The following is a 20459-nucleotide window of genomic DNA, read 5'->3' on the forward strand; positions in this document are numbered from 1 at the left end:
ATAGTTCTTTTTGGGTTTATGAAGAATTTCATTACCCTGTAAGAAGCAAATTTACGGCGAGCTAGACCAAAGTCTAGGCATGGTTTGTTACGATTGACTTACCAGTCACGATCTGGTGCTAATCGCGCATCTGTGGCTACAAAGGGACGCTAGATCCCAGGCCAGGACACACAAAAATTAGAAATGAGAGGAGCTGTACCATGAAGAAGTCCACCTTGGCCCTGGCTGTGGCCGTAGGGGTTTTGGCGCAACAGGCTTATGCAGAAACGCAAGCCGAAGCCAAAGGTTTTATCGAAGGCGCTACGTCGACTCTGGGTCTGCGTAACTTCTACATCAACAACGATAACCGTAGTGGGAAACCCGCTCAGAGCCTGGCCTCGGAATGGGGTCAAGGTTTCGATCTGCGCTTCAACTCCGGTTACACCCAAGGCACCGTAGGTTTCGGCCTTGATGTTATTGCCCTGGAAGGTATCCGTCTGGACACTGGTGGTGGTACCAACGGTGCGACCAAAACCAACTACAGCAGTACCGTTTTCCCAAGCGAAGCTACCGGCGGCAAAAACGCCAAGTCCGTCAACGACTTCGGTAGCCTGGGCCTGACCGGTAAAGTCCGCGTTTCGCAGACCGAGCTGAAGATTGGTACCCTGTTGCCGAACAACCCGGTGATCAAGGCCAACGACGGTCGTCTGTTGCCACAAACCTTCACCGGTGGCCAGGTCACTTCGAACGAGATCAAGGACCTGACCCTGACCCTCGGTCAAATCGAGAAGGCCAAGGGCCGTAACTCCAGCAACGACGAAGATCTGTCGATCGCAGGCGCCAACAGCTCCTCCGACTTCACCAAGGGCAAGTTCAGCAACAAGTTCCTGTACGCAGGTGCCGACTACAAGATCACCAAGGATCTGGTCGCTTCGTACTACTACGGCGAGCTGAAAGACTTCTACTCGCAGAACTTCCTGGGTCTGGTACACAACTGGGCGATCGGTCCTGGCGTGCTGAAAAGCGACCTGCGCTACTACCGTAGCCGCGACAACGGTGCCAACGGCAACACCTCCGGCTACTTCACCTCGGGTTACTACACCGATGCTGCCAAGCCTGTAACCGCCGGCAAGGTTGACAACGACCTGTACAGCTACCTGGCCCTGTACTCGGTTGCCGGCCACACCTTCGGTGGCGGTTATCAGTACACCAAAGGCGAAAGCGACTTCCCATGGCTGAACCAAGGTGACGGCTCGTCGAACAGCACCATCACCGACATGCAGATCCAGAAGTTCGCCCGTGCCGGGGAGAAGACCTGGCAAGCTCGCTACGCTTATGACTTCGCTAAAGTTGGCGTACCTGGCCTGACCGCCGGCGTGATCTACCTGCACGGCGAAGATATCAAGACCACCACTGGCGACAAGAGCGAGTGGGAACGCGATATCAGCCTGGCCTACGTGATTCCTGAAGGCACCTTCAAAAACCTGGGCTTCGCCTGGAAAAACGCGATGTGGCGTACCAACGTTGCCACTAGCAACCAAGACGAAAACCGTCTGATCGTCAGCTACTCGATCCCGCTGCTGTAAGCGTGATCGTTTAAAGTCGAGATCCACACTCAGCCCGGCGCAATGCCGGGCTGAGTGCTTCACGTACTGCCTAACACTACCTTCTCAGCTTCGACTCGAACGCCAACCTTCGACATCACGGCGTCCCCCACTGAGTTACATCCCCTTAGCCCTCTCACAAGCTGTGGACTAGGTTGCTCCCGCGCGCGCGCGACGTCCAATGAAGAACTTTTTAATATTCAATTATGATCTAAATAAATCGATATTTATTCTTTTTAAATAAATCCCGCAACAGGCACAGTAGGCTCATCACGCACTCACCAGGAGCAGCACCATGAGCCTAAGACTCGGCGACATCGCCCCCGACTTCGAACAGGATTCCAGCGCCGGCACGATTCGTTTCCACGAGTGGCTCGGCGATAGTTGGGGCGTGCTGTTCTCCCACCCGGCGGACTTCACTCCGGTGTGCACCACCGAGCTGGGCTTCACCGCCAAGCTCAAGGACGAATTCGCCCAACGCGGCGTCAAGGCCATCGCCCTGTCGGTGGACCCGGTGGACTCGCACCACAAGTGGATCGAGGACATCAACGAAACCCAGCATACCCTGGTCAACTTCCCGATCCTGGCCGATGCCGATCGCAAGGTTTCCGACCTCTACGACCTGATCCACCCGAATGCCAACGACACCCTCACCGTACGCTCGCTGTTCGTGATTGATCCGCACAAGAAGGTCCGGCTGACCATCACCTACCCGGCCAGCACCGGGCGCAATTTCCATGAAATTCTGCGGGTGATCGACTCCTTGCAACTCACCGACAACTACAAGGTGGCCACCCCGGCCAACTGGCAGGACGGTGACGAGGTGGTCATCGTGCCATCGCTCAAGGACGAAGACGAAATCAAGCAACGCTTCCCCAAAGGTTACCGCGCGGTGAAGCCCTACCTGCGCCTGACGCCGCAGCCCAATCGCTGAAGCCGATTTTTTACAAGGAATTACCGGCATGCTGGTCGTCACACTTGGAGGAAGCCCCAGCCAGCGATCACGCTCAGGGGTACTGCTGGACCAGGCCAAACGCTGGCTGATCGAACAAGGCGTGGAAGTGGTGAGTTACCAGATCCGCGATTTCCCGGCCGAAGACCTGCTGCACGCGCGCTTCGGCAGTCCGCAGATCATCGACCTGCTGCAACAGATCGAACACGCCGACGGCCTGGTCATCGCCACGCCGGTGTACAAGGCCTCGTTCTCCGGGGCCCTGAAAACCGTACTCGACCTGCTGCCCGAACGCGCCCTGAGCCACAAGGTGGTGCTGCCCATGGCCACCGGCGGCAGCATCGCCCATATGCTCGCGGTGGATTACGCCCTCAAGCCGGTGCTGTCGGCGCTCAAGGCCCAGGAAACGCTCCACGGCATCTTCGCCGAAGACAACCAGATCGCCTATGGCGAAGGCAGCGCCCTGGCGCAGCTGGCACCGGCCCTGGAACAACGCCTGACCGAGGCCCTGGAGCAGTTCCACAGCGCCCTGGCGCGACGGCCCAAGCCGTTGGACCCGACACTGCTCAATGATCGCCTGCTCAGTGCTCGCTGGAGCATCTGAGTCGCTTCACCCGATACCGATGTACTGGCCTTACTCGCCCGCCAACGGGCAAGCAGGTGCAGCCAAAACCCTCACAGCAAAAAGGAGAGCGCCATGCGCACTGTCATTTTGCGTCGTGGTCTGGTCGCTCTGTTTGCTGCGGCTGTCACCTTCGGCGCTATCACTCAAGCTCAAGCCGAGACGCTTCGGATCGGTTATCAGAAATACGGCACCCTGGTGCTGCTCAAGGCCAAGGGCACCCTGGAAAAACGCCTCGCCGCCCAGGGCGTGCAGGTGCAATGGACTGAATTCCCCGGCGGCCCGCAACTGCTCGAAGGGCTGAATGTCGGTTCCATCGACTTCGGCGTGACCGGCGAAACGCCGCCGGTCTTCGCCCAGGCCGCCGGGGCCGATCTGCTCTACGTCGCCTCGGAACCGCCGGCGCCCACCAGCGAAGCGATCCTGGTGCCCAAGGACTCGCCGATCCAATCGGTACAAGATCTCAAGGGCAGGAAGGTCGTCCTCAACAAAGGCTCCAACGTCCATTACCTGCTGGTCCGCGCCCTGGAAGACGCCGGTCTGAAGTACAGCGATATCCAGACCGTGTTCCTGCCGCCAGCCGATGCCCGCGCCGCTTTCGAGCGTGGCAGCGTCGATGCCTGGGTCATCTGGGATCCCTACCAGGCCGCCGCCGAACAACAACTGCAGGCCCGCACCCTGCGTGACGGTACTGGCCTGGTGGACAACAACCAGTTCTACCTGGCGACCAAACCCTATGCCGAAAAACATCCCGAAGTGATCAAGGCCCTGGTGGAAGAAGTCCGCGCCGTGGGCGACTGGTCCAAGGCCAATCCCGAGGAAGTCACCAGCCAGGTGGCGCCGCTGCTTGGCCTGCCCGCCGACATCACTCGGATCTCGGTGAAACGCCAGGGCTATGGCGCGCAATTCCTCACGCCGGAAGTGATCGCGGCGCAACAGAAAATCGCCGACAGCTTCTACCAGCTCAAATTGATTCCCAAACCGCTAAGCATCAAGGACGTGATCTGGATCCCGCCGGCGGCCGTTGCCAAAACACTTTGAACCGTATTCCTTAGGAGACCACTCCATGAGCCTCAATATTTTCTGGTTCCTGCCTACCCATGGCGACGGCCATTACCTTGGCACCGCCGAAGGCGCCCGCGCCGTTGACCACGGTTACCTGCAACAAGTGGCCCAGGCCGCCGACCGCCTCGGTTTCGGTGGCGTGCTGATCCCTACCGGGCGTTCCTGCGAGGACTCCTGGCTGGTGGCCGCCTCACTGATCCCAGTGACCCAACGCCTGAAATTTCTCGTTGCCCTGCGCCCCGGGATCATCTCCCCGACGGTGGCGGCACGCCAGGCCGCGACGCTTGACCGACTGTCCGGCGGGCGCGCGCTGTTCAACCTGGTGACCGGCGGCGACCCGGACGAACTGGCCGGCGACGGTCTGTTCCTCAGCCATGAAGAACGCTACCAGGCTTCGGTGGAGTTCACCCGTATCTGGCGGCGCGTGCTGGAAGGTGAAACCGTCGACTACGACGGTCAGCACATCAGCGTCAAAGGCGCCAAGCTGCTCTATCCGCCGATCCAGCAACCGCGCCCACCACTGTACTTCGGTGGTTCGTCGGAAGCCGCCCAGGACCTCGCCGCCGAACAGGTGGAAATGGTCCTGACCTGGGGCGAACCGCCCGCCGCCGTTGCCGAGAAGATCGAGCAGGTCCGGGCCAAGGCCGCCAAGCTCGGGCGCACCGTACGCTTCGGCATTCGCCTGCACGTGATTGTCCGTGAAACCAATGCCGAAGCCTGGCAAGCGGCGGACAAACTGATCTCCCATCTGGATGACGAGACCATCGCCCGCGCGCAGAAATCCCTGGCGCGCTTCGACTCCGTCGGCCAACAGCGCATGGCCGCCCTGCACGGTGGCAGCCGCGACAACCTGGAAGTCAGCCCCAACCTCTGGGCCGGCGTCGGCCTGGTCCGCGGCGGTGCCGGCACAGCGCTGGTCGGTGACGGCCCGACCGTGGCCGCGCGGGTCAAGGAATATGCCGACCTGGGCATCGACACCTTTATCTTCTCCGGTTATCCACACCTGGAAGAGTCATACCGGGTCGCCGAACTGCTGTTCCCGCACCTGGATATCGAACGTCCGGAGCTGCCGAAAAGCGCCGGCTACGTCAGCCCCTTCGGTGAGATGGTCGCCAACGACATCCTGCCCAAAGCCGTGTCCCAGAGCTGAGGCCGGCCATGACGACCTTGACCAGACTTACCCACAAGCTCGCGCCCTGGGCCCTGCCGGTGCTGTTGCTGGCGGTGTGGCAACTGTCGGTGTCGGCCGGCTGGCTGTCGACCCGGATCCTGCCCGCGCCAAGCGCCGTGGTCGAAGCTGGCATCGCCCTGGTGAAGAGCGGTGATCTCTGGAAACACCTGGCCATCAGCGGCTGGCGCGCCGGGATCGGCTTTGCCATCGGAGGCGGCATCGGCCTGGCCCTGGGCTTTATCACCGGCCTGTCGAAATGGGGCGAACGCCTGCTCGACAGTTCGGTGCAGATGATCCGCAACGTGCCGCACCTGGCGCTGATTCCGCTGGTGATCCTCTGGTTCGGCATCGACGAGTCGGCGAAGATTTTCCTGGTGGCCCTGGGCACCCTGTTTCCGATCTACCTCAATACCTACCATGGCATTCGCAACGTCGACCCGGCGCTGGTGGAAATGGCCCGCAGCTACGGCCTGTCCGGTTTCAGCCTGTTTCGCCAGGTGATCCTGCCGGGCGCCTTGCCCTCGATCCTGGTGGGCGTGCGTTTTGCCCTGGGCTTCATGTGGCTGACGCTGATCGTCGCGGAAACCATTTCCGCCAGTTCCGGTATCGGTTACCTGGCGATGAACGCCCGGGAATTCCTGCAAACCGACGTGGTGGTTTTGGCCATCGTTCTCTACGCCGTCCTCGGCAAACTGGCGGACCTCGCGGCCCGTGGCCTGGAACGGGTCTGGCTGCGCTGGCACCCGGCCTATCAAGTGAGCAAGGGCGGTGCGCAATGACGGCGCAACAACCTCCACGCCTGCTGCGGGGTATTCCGTTGGCGGTGCGCAACCTGCAAAAAACCTTTGGCCCGCGCCAGGTGCTGCGAGAGATCGACCTGCATATCCCGGCCGGGCAGTTCGTCGCCGTGGTCGGCCGCAGCGGTTGCGGCAAAAGCACCCTGCTGCGCCTGCTGGCCGGTCTCGACCAACCTAGCGGCGGTGAGTTGCTGGCCGGTTCCGCGGCGCTGAGCGAGGCCCGCGAAGATACCCGGCTGATGTTCCAGGAAGCGCGTCTGCTGCCGTGGAAAAAGGTGATCGACAACGTCGGCCTGGGTCTCAAGGGCAACTGGCGCCCGCAGGCTCTGGAAGCGCTGGAAGCGGTCGGCCTGGCGGACCGTGCCCATGAATGGCCGGCGGCCCTGTCCGGTGGCCAGAAGCAGCGCGTGGCCCTGGCCCGTGCGCTGATCCACAAACCGCGCCTGTTGCTGCTGGACGAGCCACTGGGGGCCCTGGACGCCCTGACCCGGATCGAAATGCAGCAACTGATCGAGCGGCTCTGGCAGCAGCATGGTTTTACCGTGTTGCTGGTGACCCATGACGTCAGTGAAGCCGTGGCCATCGCCGATCGGGTGATCCTGATCGAAGACGGCCAGGTCGGCCTGGACCTGCACGTCGAACTGCCGCGTCCGCGGGTGCGGGGTTCCCATCGCCTGGCGGCGCTGGAGACCGAAGTGTTGAACCGGGTGTTGTCGCTGCCTGGCGTACCGCCCGAGCCGGAACCTGTATCGCCCTTGCCTACGCAGTTGCGTTGGGCGCTGTAACCCATGCCTTGCCTACTCAATCAACGACAGGAATCCATGCCATGACCATCAAAGCCATCAACGTTCGCAACCAGTTCAAGGGCACCATCAAGGAAATCGTCAGCGGCGACGTGCTCTCGGAAATCGACGTACAGACCGCTTCGGGGATCGTCACCTCGGTGATCACCACCCGTTCGGTGAAAGAACTGGAACTGCAGATCGGCAGTGAAGTGATCGCCTTTGTGAAATCCACCGAGGTGTCCATCGCCAAGCTGTAAGCGATGGAACCCTATGGCCCCGGAGGGTTTGGCCCTTCGGGGTTTCTTTTTGGACAAAAGCTCACCAGTAATCCGGTTTTCTCGCCGGTTTTTTTCGGGTAGGCACTTGGCGTGGCAACTGACACGCGGCCAACTCCTCCCGTGTCACGACGTGGCGCATCCAGTGCGAGTGATTCCTCAATGAACCGGGGGCATTACGCTTGATATCTTCTCGATGCGGAAGAATCACCCCCACTTGGACTTCAGGGTAATCCTCTCGAAGTGCCTTGAGGACGGGAGTCATATCGGTATCGGTAGACACCAGCACGATTTGCCCGATGCGCTCACAGGCAGGCAATGCGGCTTGTTTGGCCGCGAGTCGATACATGCTGATCGCGATGTGAACATCGGTCTCTTTTTCTTCAAGCTTCCAGATAGCGACCTGATCCAGCCTTGACGCCGGTGTATTTCGATCGACGAATCGAGGTGCAAGCCTCGGCTCCAGTGGATGCCGCCCGTAATACACACGAACGCCTTTTTCGATGAGCGCACGTAGATAAGTGTCTTGAGCTTCTTTAGAGGTACGACCGCGGGTCGCGAGATCGGGTTTGACACCCGAGGTGAAAAAACACACCGACGCCAACTCGCTCTCTGGCTGTTCAGCATGAAGGATATGGGTAAGCAACGCAGGAAGGTCCAGCCATTTGTACTCAGTTCCTGCCAGCAGGCCGTAAAACAGGTTGTATCCGTCCACGAAGCAGGCTGTACGCACAGATTCAGTCCCTTGAAACGAAAAAACCGGCGCTAGGCCGGTTTTTTCACCCCCAACAGCCAGCGAACTGAATCGCTGCGTACGGGGCTGAGTAGTGTTTTAAGAATGCCACAGATGACGTTGATGTCAACTCACTACGACCGTTGAATACATTCTTGGTGCAAGCACCAAAGCTCATCAGCAAGACGTTTCCCTTTCCCTTGCGTGAACTTTCCTAGAAAATCCTTTCGGCTTGCGCCTGCCATTCTCGGGACCTAGGCTTGGACCTGTCACTGCAAAAACACAGTGATCGGGTTTGGTAGCCCGAGGTCAATCAAGGCGCATGGCGCCACCGAGTCGATTTTCTGTTGGCGTTTTTTATTGCCCACGGTTTTCGTCTATGGCGGCTCTGCGCAGGGCACCTTCGGGTGCGCTGGGTTCCTTGATTCCCGGTCTACCAACCTGCGTATAGCCGCCACCCATATCGTTTGGTAGCGATCAGTGTCGGCTCCATCAATCAAGGAGTTGCCATGAAAACAATCGTTCCTGATCCGCCCGTACAAAATGCATCTTTTGTAGATGCCGAGGCCGCCGAACGCGCCTTCGCTCACTATGAATTGCCACGCCATCCTGTGCGCAAAGTGCTCACTCCCAACACCGAAGACACCCTGAACAATCTCGACTCGATCCTGCGTTCAGCAGCCGCGACGGCGTATGAGTCCGCCGATCATCTCAGCGGCACGCCTCGCCAACTGGCGATGGCCTCGGTGCATCTGATCGAGCTGGCGCAGAGCCAGGTGGATGACTTGCTCGCACAACGACACTGACGCGTTGGACATGTCCTTTGTGGGAGCTTGAGAGCGCCACGAAACCTGTGGGAGCTGGCTTGCCGGCGATAGCGGTGGTGAATATGACGTTGCTATCGCTGGCAAGCCAGCTCCTACAGGGGATCGCGTTTCAAGGCACCTGCAAAGGGGCTCTTGAGGCCGTCAAAAGCTTCGCGGGCAAGCTCCGCTCCCACAATGTCCGAGTTGTCCGCAAATTTTGTGGATGCCCCCGGACCTGTGGGAGCGGAGCTTGCCCGCGAAGACGTCAGAACAAGCGCCGCAAAATCAGATCTTGCGCCACACGCTCGCCAGCCAAGGCTGTTGCTCACGCGGCAATCCGGTGGGGCGATAGTAGTGCTCCAATTCGACAAAACCCGCCGCCGTCAGCAGCTCCCGCCAGGCCGCCAGGTCATGGTACGAGCCATAACGCTCGCCGTTCCAACCTTCCTGGTTTTCCCCACGCGGGTTGGAACTGAACAACACACCGTCAGGCTTCAAGGCGCCGTGTAATTGCCCCAGCACTCGCGGCAATTCCTGGCGCGGGATATGGAACAACACGGCGTTGGCGAAGATCCCGTCGAAGCGCTCGGACGGCAAATCGAGTTCAAGGAAGTTCTGTTGCAGCACCTCGCAACCGCTGTCCTCGCGGGCCATCTGCGCAAAGCGCTCGGAACCGTCGAGACCGACCGCGATATGGCCCATGCGGGTGAAGGTCTGCAAATCCCTTCCCGGACCACAGCCGAAATCCAACACGGTAAACGGCGCCGTACCCTGGATATGCCGCAACAACGCGTCGATGTTCTGGCTCACATCGTGGTCGCGGGTACCTTCGCGGAAGCCTTCGGCACTGCGGTTGTAGTGACCGAGGGTGGTGGAAGCAATCTGTTCGAGGTCGTTGGGGCCGAGGGTTTTCATCGAGGTCTGCACGGGCTGGGGGGCGGATGATCTGAATATACCATCCAGGCTATTTCTGCGGTGCCTGTCAGGCCGTCTTCGCGGGCAAGCTCCGCTCCCACAGGGTTTCCGGTCGGACACAGGAATCCGGTACGGCCGCAAAACTGTGGGAGCGGAGCTTGCCCGCGAAGGGGCCAGACCATCCACCGCCCAACCCACTACCCTCAGCGCTTGTTCAACACCCGCGCCAATCGATCCCCACCCAACTGAATCACCGCCACCAGGATCACCAGCAAGACGATCACCGTCAGCATCACCTGGCTGTCAAAACGCTGATAGCCATACCGATAAGCAATATCCCCCAACCCACCCGCACCAATCGCACCGGCCATGGCCGAGGAGTTGATCATGGTCACCAACGTGATGGTGAAACCGCCGACAATCCCCGGCAACGCCTCGGGCAACAGCACATGCCAGACGATATGCCAGCGCCGGCAACCCATGGCCTGGGCTGCCTCGATCAAACCATGATCAACCTCGCGCAGGCTCACCTCGGCGATCCGCGCAAAGAACGGCGTGGCCGCGATGGTCAGCGGCACCACCGCCGCCCACACGCCATAGGTGGTACCGACGATCAACCGGGTAAAGGGAATCAACGCCACCATCAGGATCAGGAACGGGATCGAGCGAAACAAGTTCACGAACGCCCCCAGCACCCGGTTCACCGCCGGCGCTTGATAGATCCCGCCCTTGCCACTGGTGACCAGGATCACCGCCAACGGAATGCCCAGCAACAAGGCGATCAGCGACGACACGCCAACCATCAGGAAGGTGTCGATCACCCCCTGCCACAAACGATCAAGCCACATAACCCAGCACCTCCACCTGTTGCGCCCAACGCCCGGCCCGCTGGCGCAGCTCCTCGGCCCCCAACGCCGAACCGCTCACCGCCAGCAGCAGCTGCCCCAGCGCATGTCCCTGGATCCGTTCGACACCGCCCTGCAGCAAGCGCACGCGCCCGCCGAGGGCACTGAACAGCGCCGCCAGATCCGGTTCGTCGGCAACGCTGCCGGTCAATTGCAAACGCAACACCACCGCCGATTCCGATGACTCGGGCCGTGCCCGCAAGCGCTCTTGCAGCTCCGCCGGCAAGGCGTGTTGCAGTGGCGCCAACAAGGTCCGGCTGACCTCATGTTGCGGATCGCCAAACACCTGCCAGACCGGCCCCTGCTCGACGACCCTGCCATGCTCCAGCACCACCACCCGGTCACAGATCTCGCGGATCACCGCCATCTCGTGGGTGATCAGGACAATGGTCAGGCCCAGGCGCTGATTGATCTCGCGCAGTAAGCCGAGGATCGATTGCGTGGTTTCCGGGTCCAGCGCCGAGGTCGCCTCGTCACACAACAGGATCGCCGGGTCATGGACCAACGCCCGGGCAATCCCGACCCGCTGTTTCTGCCCGCCGGACAACTGCGCCGGGTAGGCCTTGTGCTTGTCCCGCAGCCCCACCAGGTCCAGCAACTCGCGGACCTTCTGTTCCCGTTGCAGCTTCGGCACCCCGGCCACCTTCAACGGCAGCTCGACGTTCTGCCAGACCGTCTTGGCCGACATCAGGTTGAAGTGCTGAAAAATCATGCCGATGCGTCGACGCAGCTCCACCAGACGGTTTTCATCAAACTCACCGATATCGACCTGGTCAATCAGCACCCGCCCCGAACTGGGTTGCTCCAGGCGATTGATGGTGCGGATCAGCGACGACTTGCCGGCGCCGCTGCGGCCGATAATGCCGAATACCTCGCCACGTTGGATGGCCAGGTCGATACCTTGCAAGGCATGCACCGAGCCCTCGCGGCCGTCGTAGGTTTTACCCACGCCGATAAAACGCACGTGGGCACGATTGAGTTCGGGATGCAGTTCGGTCTGCTCGGCACTGCGCGGCGTTTCCTCACGCGGGCGCTGGAGGTTGACGACACTCATGTCAGCCTTCCCAACCGGCCTGGTACAGCTTGCCGTGGGCTTTATCCAGGGCGGCGCGCACCGCCGGCGAATGCTGGTAGATATCGACGAACTTGATCAGCCGTGGGTCGCTTTTCTCTTTCGGCTGGATCACGAACTGGATCACGTATTCCTTGTGATCGAGACCATCGAACAGCAGCGCGGAGCCGGCATCGAAGGTCTTCGCCAGACGGATATAGGCCGGATAGCCCTGGACCAGATCGGCATCATCGTAGGCGCGCACCAATTGCACGGCTTCGACCTGGAGGATCTTGATCTTTTTCGGGTTGCTGATGATGTCGTCTTCGGTGGCCTTGTAGCCGACGCCAGGTTTCAGGCTGATCAGCCCGGCCTTGGCCAGCAGTTGCAGGCCGCGGCCGCTGTTGATCGGGTCGTTGGCGATGGCCACGGTGGCGCCTTGCGGCAGCTCGTCGAAGCTTTTGTATTTTTTCGAGTAGAGACCGACGTTGTTGATGATCCCTGGGGCAAAGGGCACCAGGTCGAAACCGGCGGCGGCCTTGGCATTTTCCAGGAAGGGAATGTGCTGGAAGTAGTTCACGTCGATATCGCCGGCGGCGAGGCTGACGTTGGGCGCGATCCAGTCGGTGAACTCCACCAGCTCGACTTTCAGGCCCTGTTTGCCGGCCTCTTCGACGGCGGCTTCCAGGGGAATGGCGAAGGCGGCGGTGGTGCCGACCTTGAGGGGCGCGTCAGCGGCGTGGGCGATGACGCTGAAGAGGCCGAGGGCCAGAACCAGTGCTTTGACTGGTTGGGTGAGGCGTGTTGTTTTCATGATGGGGTTCCAGTCATAGGTTTTGGGGTGTCCGGGCGGGCCTCTTCGCGGCGGTGCGGCGATCCGACAAGCTCCGCTCCCACAGTTTTGAGCCGTACCTGATTCTTGTGTACGATCGCCCCCCCCCCTTGTGGGAGCGGAGCTTGCCCGCGAAGACGACAGAACAGGCGCAGCAGTATCAAAGGGTGACTCAGGCTCTCAGGACCGGCGATAACCCGCCCCGGCATGCTGCCCCGGCAAATGCGCCTCACCGTGAAACAGCTTTTCGCGCAAGGTCCCCTGGTCATAAGCAGTCTTGTACGACCCGCGCCGCTGCAACTGCGGAATCACCAACTCGATAAAGTCCACATAGCTTTCCGGAGTGACGATGCGTGTCAGGTTGAAGCCATCCAGCCCGGTTTCGGCGACCCAAGACTCCAGCTCATCAGCCACCTGCACGGCCGAGCCGACCACGGTGAAATAGCGCCCGCCCAAGGCATGCTGCTCAAGCAACTTGCGCCGGGTCCAGTCGTTGTTCTGCAAGTTCCTGGTCGCCGACTGGATCGCATTGCTCTTCACGTACTGGATCGGCTCATCCAGTTCGTACTCGGAAAAATCGATCGCGGTGGACGCGGAAAAATGCGCCACCCCTGCCTCCGCACTGGCATAGCCCAGGTACTCGGCATGCTTGGCCCAGGCCACCTCTTCGGTTTCGCCGACAATCACGTTCAAACCCATGAACACCTTGATGCCGTCAGGATCACGCCCCGCCGCCACCGCACTGGCTCTTACCTTGTCCACCTGGACCTTGGTCGCCGCCTTGTTCTGCCCGCTGATAAACACGCACTCGGCATGCCGCCCGGCGAACTCCAGGCCACGCTCCGAACTGCCGGCCTGAAACAGCACCGGCGTGCGTTGCGGCGACGGCTCGCAGAGGTGATAACCCTCCACCTGATAGAACTCGCCGACGTGATTCACCTTGTGCACCTTCTCTGGCTGGGCGTAGATCCGCCGGACCGGATCGTTGAGTACCGCGTCGCTTTCCCAGCTGCCTTCCCAGAGTTGGTAGAGCACCTCCAGGTACTCATCGGCCTGATCGTAGCGGCGGTCATGCTCAACCTGCGCCTTGAGGCCCATGGCCCGGGCGGCACTGTCGAGGTAACCGGTGACAATGTTCCAGCCGACCCGTCCACGGCTCAGATGGTCGAGCGTCGACATCCGCCGGGCGAACAGGTACGGCGCCTCGTAGGTAAGATTGGCGGTCAGGCCAAAACCGAGGTTTTTCGTCACCGCCGCCATGGCCGAGACCAGCAGCAACGGATCGTTGACCGGCAACTGGATCGATTCCCGCAGCGGCACCTCCGCTGAACCCTGATACACGTCGTAGACCCCGACGATATCGGCGATAAACAAACCATCGAACAACCCGCGCTCAAGCAACTGCGCCAGCTCGGTCCAGTACTCCAGCGTCTTGTACTCGGTCGAGTTATCCCGCGGATGGGTCCACAAACCGTGGTTGATATGCCCGATGCAGTTCATGTTGAAGGCATTGAGCAGGATCTTTTTCTTCGCCATCAGAGGGTCCCCCGCAGCGGCGGGTTTTGCGCGTTGAGGTAGTAGTTGCCCACCGCGTGGTACTTCCAGCGCACCGGGTCGTGCAGGGTGTGCACCCGCGCATTGCGCCAGTGGCGATCAAGCCCGTGCTCGGCCAGGGTCGCCTGGCTGCCGGCCAGTTCGAACAGGCTGCTGCCGGCGGCCAGGGAGATTTCGCTGCTGATGGCCCGCGCTTGGGCAACGGCAATCGAGGCCGCCGCGACAGTCTCGGCGTTGGTCTCGGCCTGGGCTAGGTCGAGGTATTCACCGGCCCGCTCCAGCAAGGCCTCGGCGGCGTGCAGGCGAATGCTCAGGTGGCCGATACTCTTGAGGGTCAGCGGATCTTCAGTGGCCTTGTCGCTGCCGGCATCGATCCACGGACGTGTGCGGGTGCGGACAAAGTGCAAGGTGTCTTCATAGGCGGCGCGGGCAATGCCAGTGTCGATGGCCGCATGGAGAATCTGCGCCAGCGGGCCGACCGGGGTCGGGCGTTCGAAGGCGGTTTGAAAAGGGATTACGTCCTCAGCGGCGACATACACGTCCTCGAACACCACCGAACCGCTGCCGGTGGTGCGCTGGCCAAAACCGCTCCAGTCGTCGATCACGTGCAGGCCGGCGCTGTCACGCGGCACGAAGGCCAACTGCTGGATACCCTGCTCATCCACCACCGAGGTGGGGATGCGCTGGGCATACAAGGCCCCCGTGGCGTAGAACTTGCGACCGTTGATGCGGTAGCCGTCGCCGTCCCGGCGCAGGCTGGTGACACGGTCGTGGGCAGTCTTGGTCCCCAGTTCGGCCAACGCATTGCCAAAGCGCCGACCGGCGAGCACCTCGGCATACAGGCGCTGCTTCTGCGCCTCGTTGCCGTTGACCCGCAGCACTTCCAGGGCATAGAAATGGTTCTGTGGAATCTGTCCCAGGGAGGCGTCGGCCTCGGCGATCAGTTGCGTGACCTTGGCCAGGGTGACGTTGGACACACCGGCACCGCCGTAGGCTTTCGGCACGCTGATGCCCCAAAGGCCGGAGCGGGAAAACACCTCCAGTTCCGCCAGCGGCAGACGCCGTTCACGGTCGCGCAGGATGCTGTCGCGCTTGAAGTCTTCGGCCAGGTCTCCGGCCACGATCAGGGCTTGCTCGTCGCTGCTGATGAGCGCGACGTGGTGGGAAAAAGTCATGTGTTTCTCCAGAGGTCTGGTCGTCAAATCCAGGAATGCCGGGCCGGCAAACTGCCGTTCAGGTAATAGGCGCCAACGGCGTGGTATTTCCAGCGCACCGGGTCGTGCAGGGTGTGTACCCGAGCGTTGCGCCAGTGCCGGTCAAGGTTGAATTCGGCCAGGGTGGCGCGGCTGCCGGCCAGCTCGAACAGCTTCTCGCTGGCCAGCAGGGCAATTTCGGTGGTGAGCACCTTGGCCTCGGCCACGGCAATCGAGGCCCGCGCCGCGGCAGCCGCATCCACGGGACCGGCGCTGACCTGGTCAAGCACCTGCCCGGCCTTGCGCAACAGCGCCTCGGCGGCGTGCAGTTCGATTTTCAATTTGCCGATATCGGCAATCACGTAGAGGTCGTCACTGGCACGCTCGACCTTGGCATCGACCCACGGCCGCGAACGCTCGCGGACAAAGGCGATGCTGTCGTCGATCGCGCCACGGGCGATGCCCGCGTCGATGGCGGCCTGGATCAGTTGCGAGAACGCACCCTGGATATTCGGCACCTCGCCCTGGCGCCAGTTGTCGACGACATCTTCCGCGTCCACCCGCACGTTATTCAGCAACACCGTGCCGCTGGCGGTGGTGCGCTGGCCGAAGCCCGACCAGTCATCGACGATGCGCAAACCCGGCGTGCCGCGCCGGACAAAGGCCATAACCTGGCGCCCTTCGTCGTTGATCGCCTTGACCGCCACCCAGTGGGCAAACAGGGCACCAGTGGAATAGAACTTCTGGCCGCTGATAAGAAAACCGTCACCGTCGGCGCTGATCCGGGTCTTGAGTTCCAGGGTGTTTTTCGTGCCGCGTTCAGGCCCCGCGTTACCGATGCGCCAGCCTTCCAGCACACTCTGGAACAACTGCTTTTTCTGGCGCTCGGTGGCGCTGCCTTGCAGTAACTGAAGGATGCCGAACTGGTTCTGCGGGATCTGCCCGAGCGCCGGATCGGCGGCGGAAATAATCGCGAAGACCTCGGCCACGGTGACGAATGAAACCTGCGGCCCACCATACTCACGGGGAAGCGTGATGCTGCCCAGGCCACTGCGGGTGAACTGCTCGATCTCGGCCCAGGGCAGCTTGCGCTGACGGTCGCGGCGCGCGGCCTGCGAACGGGCAACCTCGGCCAGCTCACGGGCGGCCTGCAAGGCTTCGGCATCGCTGCGCAGCACTCGCGCCGGGAGCAGCAACGGGGCAATATCCAGGTCGCTCTGGACCTGTGCTTCGTGCAAGTTAGACATCAACGCCGCTCCGTGGCGTGCGCAATGCCCTGGCGATCCGCACAAGGGTGATTGTGTTCCTGACCATACCGTCCTCATCTCTCTTTGGAGGCGTCGCGAAAGCACGACGCCAGCGAAATCAAATAAGTCCGGTGGTCCGGTTCATATACCCTAAGCGCGTATAAAAATTAAATAAACTAACATTTAGGAATATGCATAGAAGGTCAGCCTCTCAGCCCCGGCAGGGTTGGACGAGCTTGGCCAAAGGCGCGCGCGGGGTGCGAATGTAGTGCCGGGCGCTGCCGACCCTGAGCCGCCTTGCCGGCGCCCAGCGGGAATTGTTGCCGACCCGGTCGATCACGCAGTAGGTGAGGTCCAGGCCACTGTCTTCACCCGCTTCCTGGATGACCGTCGGTGGCACGAAGACCCTGACCGGCTTGCCGATGTCCTCCCCCGCGAGCTTGGGCAGGTCGAGGCGCACATCGCCCCAGAGCAGGGTGATTTCGTCCTCGACGGCCATGTTCAGATAGGGCGCCAGGGTCAGTGGCACGCCCCGGCGCATCTGGCTGGGGTTGACCCCGTAGCGCTGGATCGGCGCGGGAATGATCAGCGGCGCCAGCCCCTGGTTTTCCTCACCGAAGGGCTGGCCACCCGGGCAAGCGAGCTTGACCGGTACCTGCAGCCGACGCGAACAGGCGCCGGCACTGCCCACCCGCATAACCCGATAGTGAACCCGCGCCAGGCCGTCCAGGACGAAACTCTCCGGCACCCGCAAACTCAGCGGCTGGCCCACGTCGTTGGCCGCTACCTGCCGGGCGGTCACATAACAACCGTCCCAGAACAACTCGATCAGGTCGCCCTCATCCATCCCGACATAAGGCCGGATGACAATCGACAGCTGCGCGGCGGCCAACAGGCCAATACCACGCCCGTGGGCCTGGGGGACGACAGGCGGAGCCAGCCGCAGGGTTTCCTGAAAATGAGTCATGCAAAAATCCTTTTTGTAGGGTGACGAAAAGTCCAACGTGCAGGCGCGGGCCTGGGCCGCATGAACAACCGTTGTCCTTGAACCTCAATAGGCGTCCTTACCATCGAACATTCTGGAAGGCGCACGCGCAGTCCGGCGAACAGTTGGCCGAAACGTGCATACGGTCCTGATAACGTCGTGCAGGTTGTGAAGTGCAGCTAAGAGTTTTGCCAGGAAGGTGTCAAGCCATTAAACAGTCATGGCGAGGATCGCCCGGGAATTCGGACACTTCCTACTTTCGTAATCGTTAGCGTGAAAGAAGAAGCAGAGGAAAGGCGCTAGTAAACATTTATGACCTGACACGCGATAAAACAACTTTTCCAAACTGTCGTACTCATTCCCTGAGTACGCCTTATTTAGTCAAGAAGTTTCCTACGTATTACCGAGAAACTTACTGAGAAACTGCCGTGTGCGCTCTTCCTTGGGATTAGCAAACAACGCCTTGGCTTCACCTTGCTCGACGATCACGCCCTTGTCGAAAAAGATCACCCGATTGGCCACATCCCGGGCAAAGCTCATTTCGTGGGTGACGATGACCATGGTGCGTTTTTCTTCGGCCAGACCACGAATGGTGGCCAGCACTTCACCCACCAGTTCCGGATCGAGGGCCGAGGTTGGCTCGTCGAACAGGATCACTTGTGGCTCCATCGCCAGCGCCCGGGCAATCGCCACCCGTTGTTGCTGACCACCGGAAAGCCGACGTGGATAGGCGTCTTCCTTGCCCGCCAGGCCGACCTTGGCCAGCAGCTTGCGGCCTAGGGCAAGTGCCTGGTCACGCGGGGTCTTCTTGACCACCAGCGGGCCTTCGATAACGTTCTCCAGCGCCGTGCGGTGGGGAAACAGGTTGAAGTTCTGGAACACGAAGCCGACCTGCTGACGCAATTTACGCACCAGGCCCAGTTGCTGGTTCAGCGGACGGCTGCCATCGATTTCGATGTCGCCGACCTTGATCCGGCCGCTGGTGGGTTCCTCGAGGAAGTTCAGGCAACGCAGGAAGGTGGTCTTGCCGGAACCGCTGGGACCGATGATAGCGATCACCTCGCCGGCCTCGACCGTCAGGTCGATGCCGTTGAGCACGGTCTGCCCTTTGAATTGCTTGGTCAGTTTTTCAACCACAATCATGCTGTCAAGACTCCTGGTCATGCCGATTGACCCGCTCTTCCAGACGGTTCTGCAAGTGCGCGAGCAGGCTGGCAAGGACCCAGTAGATCAGGGCGGCGGCAAGATACATGGTGAAAATTTCAAAGGTCCGGGCAGTAATCAGCTGGGCCTGGCGGAACAGTTCCGGTACCTGGATGGTCGCGGCCAACGCCGTGTCCTTGACCAGGGAAATGAAACTGTTGCCCAACGGCGGCAGGGCCGTGCGCGCGGCTTGCGGCAGGATCGCCCGGCGCAGGGTCTGCGCCCGCGACATGCCGATGCTCGCCGCGGCTTCCCACTGGCCACGCTCGATGGAGCTGATGGCGGCCCGGAGGATTTCACAGGCGTAGGCCGCCATGTTCAGCGAGAAGCCGATCAGCGCGGCGGGCAGCGGATCCAACTCGATGCCCATCTGCGGCAGTCCGTAATAGATCACGAACAACTGGACCAGCAGGGGCGTGCCGCGAAAGAACGACACATAGACCCTGGCAATCCAGCTCACCGTCTTGAAGCGCGACAGGCGCATCAAGGCCAGGCCGAAGCCCAGCAGCAAACCGAAGAACATTCCACCCAGGCTGAGGATGACCGTGTAGTACGCGCCCTGGAGCAGAAAGGGCGCGGAGTCCAACGCAAGCTGAAAAGCTGCTTCCATTATTGAGTGACGTCAGCGTTGAAGTACTTTTCCGACAGCTTCTTCAAGGTGCCGTCGGCGCGCAGTTCGTCGATGGCCTTGTTCACCGCGGCCAGCAACTCGGGTTCGCCTTTGCGCAGGGCGATACCGGCTTCCTGACGGGAGAACGGTTCACCGGAGACGGCCAGGGTGTCGTTGGTTTTCTTGATCAGTTCGAAGGCTGCCAGGCGGTCGACCAGAATCGCGTCGATACGGCCTACACGCAGGTCCTGATACTTGGTCGGATCATCGTCATAGGTCTTGATCACGGCTTTCGGCACATTGTCCTTGAGCCATTGTTCATAGTTGGTGCCCAGGCCGACACCGACCTTGTGGCCCGCCAGATCCTGGGCGGTCTTGAACTTGTCGACGTCCTTCTTCTGCACCAGCGCCTGGATACCGGAAACGGTATAAGGCTCGGAGAAGTCATACTTCTTCTTGCGCTCTTCGGAGATGGTCACCTGGTTGATCACCGCGTCCAGGCGCTTGGACTCCAGGGCGGCAAGAATCCCGTCCCACTTGGTCGGTTGCAGCTTGACCTTCACACCCAGTTTTTTCGCCAGGGCTTCGGAGAACTCGACCTCGAAACCAGCCAGCTTGCCGTCGGCACCGATGAAGCTGAACGGCGGGTAGGTGCCTTCCAGGCCGACGTTGATCGTGCCGGCCTTCTTGATGCTGTCCAGTTGCTCACCGGCAAAGGCCTGGCCGAGCAGTCCGGCACCGAGTACCAACCCCAGGCTGCCGACCAGCAGACGCTTGCGAAATGCGGAAATATTCATGACGAGCCCCGTGTGTTTTCTTATGGGAGGGAACGCGAATCTGACGCTCTGAAGAGCAGCGTCAATCCTGCCTTAAAGTGGCGCTGGCGTCTCGCGCCAAATCGCCTGCGCCGCGACTATAGCGAGCGCCATATATTCTATAAAATAATAAAAAACTATTTACATATTCTATTACAACCCATCCTGATACCGCTATCGCCAGCAAGCCGGCCACAGAGGATTTGTGTCGTACGCAAATTCGGTGTTCGACACAAATCCCGTGTAGGAGCTGGCTTGCCAGCGATGAGGCCGGCAAGCCTTGCAGCGATCATTCGGCCGCCATCGCCGGCAAGCCGGGCTCCTACAGATCAGTGTCTCACCGCAAATGATCAGGACGGC

At 60.9% G+C, this 20459-nt stretch carries 21 protein-coding genes; 9 read left to right on the forward strand and 12 right to left on the reverse strand.

Annotated elements, in window-relative coordinates:
* The first annotated feature begins 200 nt into the window (after positions 1 to 200).
* The 8 genes from AC07VG_RS25730 (at position 201) to AC07VG_RS25765 (ending at position 7232) form a co-directional block, all read left to right on the forward strand.
* Positions 201 to 1565, forward strand: coding sequence for an OprD family porin (locus AC07VG_RS25730; protein WP_495022121.1), 1365 nt, complete (start codon positions 201 to 203; stop codon positions 1563 to 1565).
* 313 nt (positions 1566 to 1878) lie between these two features.
* On the forward strand, positions 1879 to 2517 hold the full coding sequence (locus tag AC07VG_RS25735; RefSeq protein ID WP_495003058.1) for a peroxiredoxin: 639 nt from the start codon (positions 1879 to 1881) through the stop codon (positions 2515 to 2517).
* A gap of 28 nt (positions 2518 to 2545) precedes the next feature.
* Positions 2546 to 3139 (forward strand): NADPH-dependent FMN reductase, encoded by a 594-nt coding sequence (ssuE, locus tag AC07VG_RS25740; RefSeq protein WP_495022122.1) that lies wholly within the window; start codon positions 2546 to 2548, stop codon positions 3137 to 3139.
* Positions 3140 to 3232: 93 nt separating this feature from the next.
* Positions 3233 to 4198 carry a sulfonate ABC transporter substrate-binding protein gene (locus AC07VG_RS25745; RefSeq protein WP_495022123.1) on the forward strand — a complete coding sequence of 322 codons (966 nt, stop codon included), beginning with the start codon at positions 3233 to 3235 and terminating at the stop codon, positions 4196 to 4198.
* Positions 4199 to 4223: 25 nt separating this feature from the next.
* Positions 4224 to 5372 carry an FMNH2-dependent alkanesulfonate monooxygenase gene (gene ssuD, locus AC07VG_RS25750; protein WP_100942593.1) on the forward strand — a complete coding sequence of 383 codons (1149 nt, stop codon included), beginning with the start codon at positions 4224 to 4226 and terminating at the stop codon, positions 5370 to 5372.
* 8 nt (positions 5373 to 5380) lie between these two features.
* Entirely contained in the window at positions 5381 to 6172 is a 792-nt protein-coding gene (gene ssuC, locus AC07VG_RS25755; RefSeq protein WP_103498916.1) for an aliphatic sulfonate ABC transporter permease SsuC, read from the forward strand.
* The gene (gene ssuB / locus AC07VG_RS25760; protein WP_495003053.1) at positions 6169 to 6975 is read left to right on the forward strand and encodes an aliphatic sulfonates ABC transporter ATP-binding protein; all 807 of its coding nucleotides are present in this window, start codon (positions 6169 to 6171) and stop codon (positions 6973 to 6975) included. The genes ssuC and ssuB overlap by 4 nt, the downstream gene beginning before the upstream one ends.
* Before the next feature lie 41 nt (positions 6976 to 7016).
* Entirely contained in the window at positions 7017 to 7232 is a 216-nt protein-coding gene (locus AC07VG_RS25765) for a TOBE domain-containing protein (RefSeq protein WP_248797965.1), read from the forward strand.
* Between the two features lie 61 nt (positions 7233 to 7293).
* Here AC07VG_RS25765 and AC07VG_RS25770 read toward each other — a convergent pair whose 3' ends face one another.
* Complete coding sequence (locus AC07VG_RS25770) at positions 7294 to 7983, reverse strand: NYN domain-containing protein (RefSeq protein WP_495022124.1); 690 nt, start codon at positions 7981 to 7983, stop codon at positions 7294 to 7296.
* Positions 7984 to 8492: 509 nt separating this feature from the next.
* Here AC07VG_RS25770 and AC07VG_RS25775 point away from each other — a divergent pair.
* Positions 8493 to 8789: a DUF6124 family protein gene (locus AC07VG_RS25775; protein ID WP_495022125.1), complete on the forward strand. Its 297-nt coding sequence runs from the start codon at positions 8493 to 8495 to the stop codon at positions 8787 to 8789.
* Between the two features lie 285 nt (positions 8790 to 9074).
* Here AC07VG_RS25775 and AC07VG_RS25780 read toward each other — a convergent pair whose 3' ends face one another.
* The 11 genes from AC07VG_RS25780 to tcyJ form a co-directional block, all read right to left on the reverse strand.
* Positions 9075 to 9704 (reverse strand): class I SAM-dependent methyltransferase, encoded by a 630-nt coding sequence (locus tag AC07VG_RS25780; protein WP_495022126.1) that lies wholly within the window; start codon positions 9702 to 9704, stop codon positions 9075 to 9077.
* A 203-nt stretch (positions 9705 to 9907) separates the two neighbouring features.
* Positions 9908 to 10552, reverse strand: coding sequence for a methionine ABC transporter permease (locus AC07VG_RS25785; RefSeq protein WP_495022127.1), 645 nt, complete (start codon positions 10550 to 10552; stop codon positions 9908 to 9910).
* Positions 10542 to 11663, reverse strand: a complete 1122-nt coding sequence (locus AC07VG_RS25790) for a methionine ABC transporter ATP-binding protein (RefSeq protein WP_495022128.1) — start codon at positions 11661 to 11663, stop codon at positions 10542 to 10544. Before AC07VG_RS25790 ends, AC07VG_RS25785 begins: the two co-directional genes overlap by 11 nt.
* 1 nt (position 11664) lies before the next feature.
* Positions 11665 to 12474, reverse strand: coding sequence for a MetQ/NlpA family ABC transporter substrate-binding protein (locus tag AC07VG_RS25795; protein ID WP_495003048.1), 810 nt, complete (start codon positions 12472 to 12474; stop codon positions 11665 to 11667).
* A gap of 198 nt (positions 12475 to 12672) precedes the next feature.
* Positions 12673 to 14028 (reverse strand): LLM class flavin-dependent oxidoreductase, encoded by a 1356-nt coding sequence (locus tag AC07VG_RS25800; RefSeq protein WP_495022129.1) that lies wholly within the window; start codon positions 14026 to 14028, stop codon positions 12673 to 12675.
* Positions 14028 to 15221, reverse strand: a complete 1194-nt coding sequence (locus AC07VG_RS25805) for an SfnB family sulfur acquisition oxidoreductase (protein ID WP_495022130.1) — start codon at positions 15219 to 15221, stop codon at positions 14028 to 14030. The genes AC07VG_RS25800 and AC07VG_RS25805 overlap by 1 nt, the downstream gene beginning before the upstream one ends.
* A gap of 23 nt (positions 15222 to 15244) precedes the next feature.
* Positions 15245 to 16486: an SfnB family sulfur acquisition oxidoreductase gene (locus AC07VG_RS25810; RefSeq protein ID WP_495022131.1), complete on the reverse strand. Its 1242-nt coding sequence runs from the start codon at positions 16484 to 16486 to the stop codon at positions 15245 to 15247.
* A 211-nt stretch (positions 16487 to 16697) separates the two neighbouring features.
* Entirely contained in the window at positions 16698 to 17453 is a 756-nt protein-coding gene (locus tag AC07VG_RS25815) for a hypothetical protein (protein ID WP_495022132.1), read from the reverse strand.
* A gap of 411 nt (positions 17454 to 17864) precedes the next feature.
* Positions 17865 to 18614 carry an L-cystine ABC transporter ATP-binding protein TcyN gene (gene tcyN, locus AC07VG_RS25820; protein WP_152741694.1) on the reverse strand — a complete coding sequence of 250 codons (750 nt, stop codon included), beginning with the start codon at positions 18612 to 18614 and terminating at the stop codon, positions 17865 to 17867.
* Between the two features lie 4 nt (positions 18615 to 18618).
* Complete coding sequence (gene tcyL, locus AC07VG_RS25825) at positions 18619 to 19284, reverse strand: cystine ABC transporter permease (protein ID WP_103498504.1); 666 nt, start codon at positions 19282 to 19284, stop codon at positions 18619 to 18621.
* On the reverse strand, positions 19284 to 20081 hold the full coding sequence (gene tcyJ / locus AC07VG_RS25830) for a cystine ABC transporter substrate-binding protein (RefSeq protein ID WP_495003043.1): 798 nt from the start codon (positions 20079 to 20081) through the stop codon (positions 19284 to 19286). Before tcyJ ends, tcyL begins: the two co-directional genes overlap by 1 nt.
* Positions 20082 to 20459: the final 378 nt, after the last annotated feature.

The organism is Pseudomonas sp. GW821-FHT03C07, from assembly GCF_059420925.1.

Coding starts and splice junctions, on each gene's coding strand:
- AC07VG_RS25800 (WP_495022129.1), bottom strand. CDS start 14,028: ATGGCGAAGAAAAAGATCCTGCTCAATGCCTTCAACATGAACTGCATC.
- AC07VG_RS25765 (WP_248797965.1), top strand. CDS start 7,017: ATGACCATCAAAGCCATCAACGTTCGCAACCAGTTCAAGGGCACCATC.
- AC07VG_RS25790 (WP_495022128.1), bottom strand. CDS start 11,663: ATGAGTGTCGTCAACCTCCAGCGCCCGCGTGAGGAAACGCCGCGCAGT.
- AC07VG_RS25795 (WP_495003048.1), bottom strand. CDS start 12,474: ATGAAAACAACACGCCTCACCCAACCAGTCAAAGCACTGGTTCTGGCC.
- tcyN (WP_152741694.1), bottom strand. CDS start 18,614: ATGATTGTGGTTGAAAAACTGACCAAGCAATTCAAAGGGCAGACCGTG.
- AC07VG_RS25780 (WP_495022126.1), bottom strand. CDS start 9,704: ATGAAAACCCTCGGCCCCAACGACCTCGAACAGATTGCTTCCACCACC.
- AC07VG_RS25785 (WP_495022127.1), bottom strand. CDS start 10,552: ATGTGGCTTGATCGTTTGTGGCAGGGGGTGATCGACACCTTCCTGATG.
- ssuB (WP_495003053.1), top strand. CDS start 6,169: ATGACGGCGCAACAACCTCCACGCCTGCTGCGGGGTATTCCGTTGGCG.
- tcyJ (WP_495003043.1), bottom strand. CDS start 20,081: ATGAATATTTCCGCATTTCGCAAGCGTCTGCTGGTCGGCAGCCTGGGG.
- ssuC (WP_103498916.1), top strand. CDS start 5,381: ATGACGACCTTGACCAGACTTACCCACAAGCTCGCGCCCTGGGCCCTG.
- ssuD (WP_100942593.1), top strand. CDS start 4,224: ATGAGCCTCAATATTTTCTGGTTCCTGCCTACCCATGGCGACGGCCAT.
- AC07VG_RS25730 (WP_495022121.1), top strand. CDS start 201: ATGAAGAAGTCCACCTTGGCCCTGGCTGTGGCCGTAGGGGTTTTGGCG.
- ssuE (WP_495022122.1), top strand. CDS start 2,546: ATGCTGGTCGTCACACTTGGAGGAAGCCCCAGCCAGCGATCACGCTCA.
- AC07VG_RS25775 (WP_495022125.1), top strand. CDS start 8,493: ATGAAAACAATCGTTCCTGATCCGCCCGTACAAAATGCATCTTTTGTA.
- AC07VG_RS25745 (WP_495022123.1), top strand. CDS start 3,233: ATGCGCACTGTCATTTTGCGTCGTGGTCTGGTCGCTCTGTTTGCTGCG.
- AC07VG_RS25805 (WP_495022130.1), bottom strand. CDS start 15,221: ATGACTTTTTCCCACCACGTCGCGCTCATCAGCAGCGACGAGCAAGCC.
- tcyL (WP_103498504.1), bottom strand. CDS start 19,284: ATGGAAGCAGCTTTTCAGCTTGCGTTGGACTCCGCGCCCTTTCTGCTC.
- AC07VG_RS25810 (WP_495022131.1), bottom strand. CDS start 16,486: ATGTCTAACTTGCACGAAGCACAGGTCCAGAGCGACCTGGATATTGCC.
- AC07VG_RS25735 (WP_495003058.1), top strand. CDS start 1,879: ATGAGCCTAAGACTCGGCGACATCGCCCCCGACTTCGAACAGGATTCC.
- AC07VG_RS25815 (WP_495022132.1), bottom strand. CDS start 17,453: ATGACTCATTTTCAGGAAACCCTGCGGCTGGCTCCGCCTGTCGTCCCC.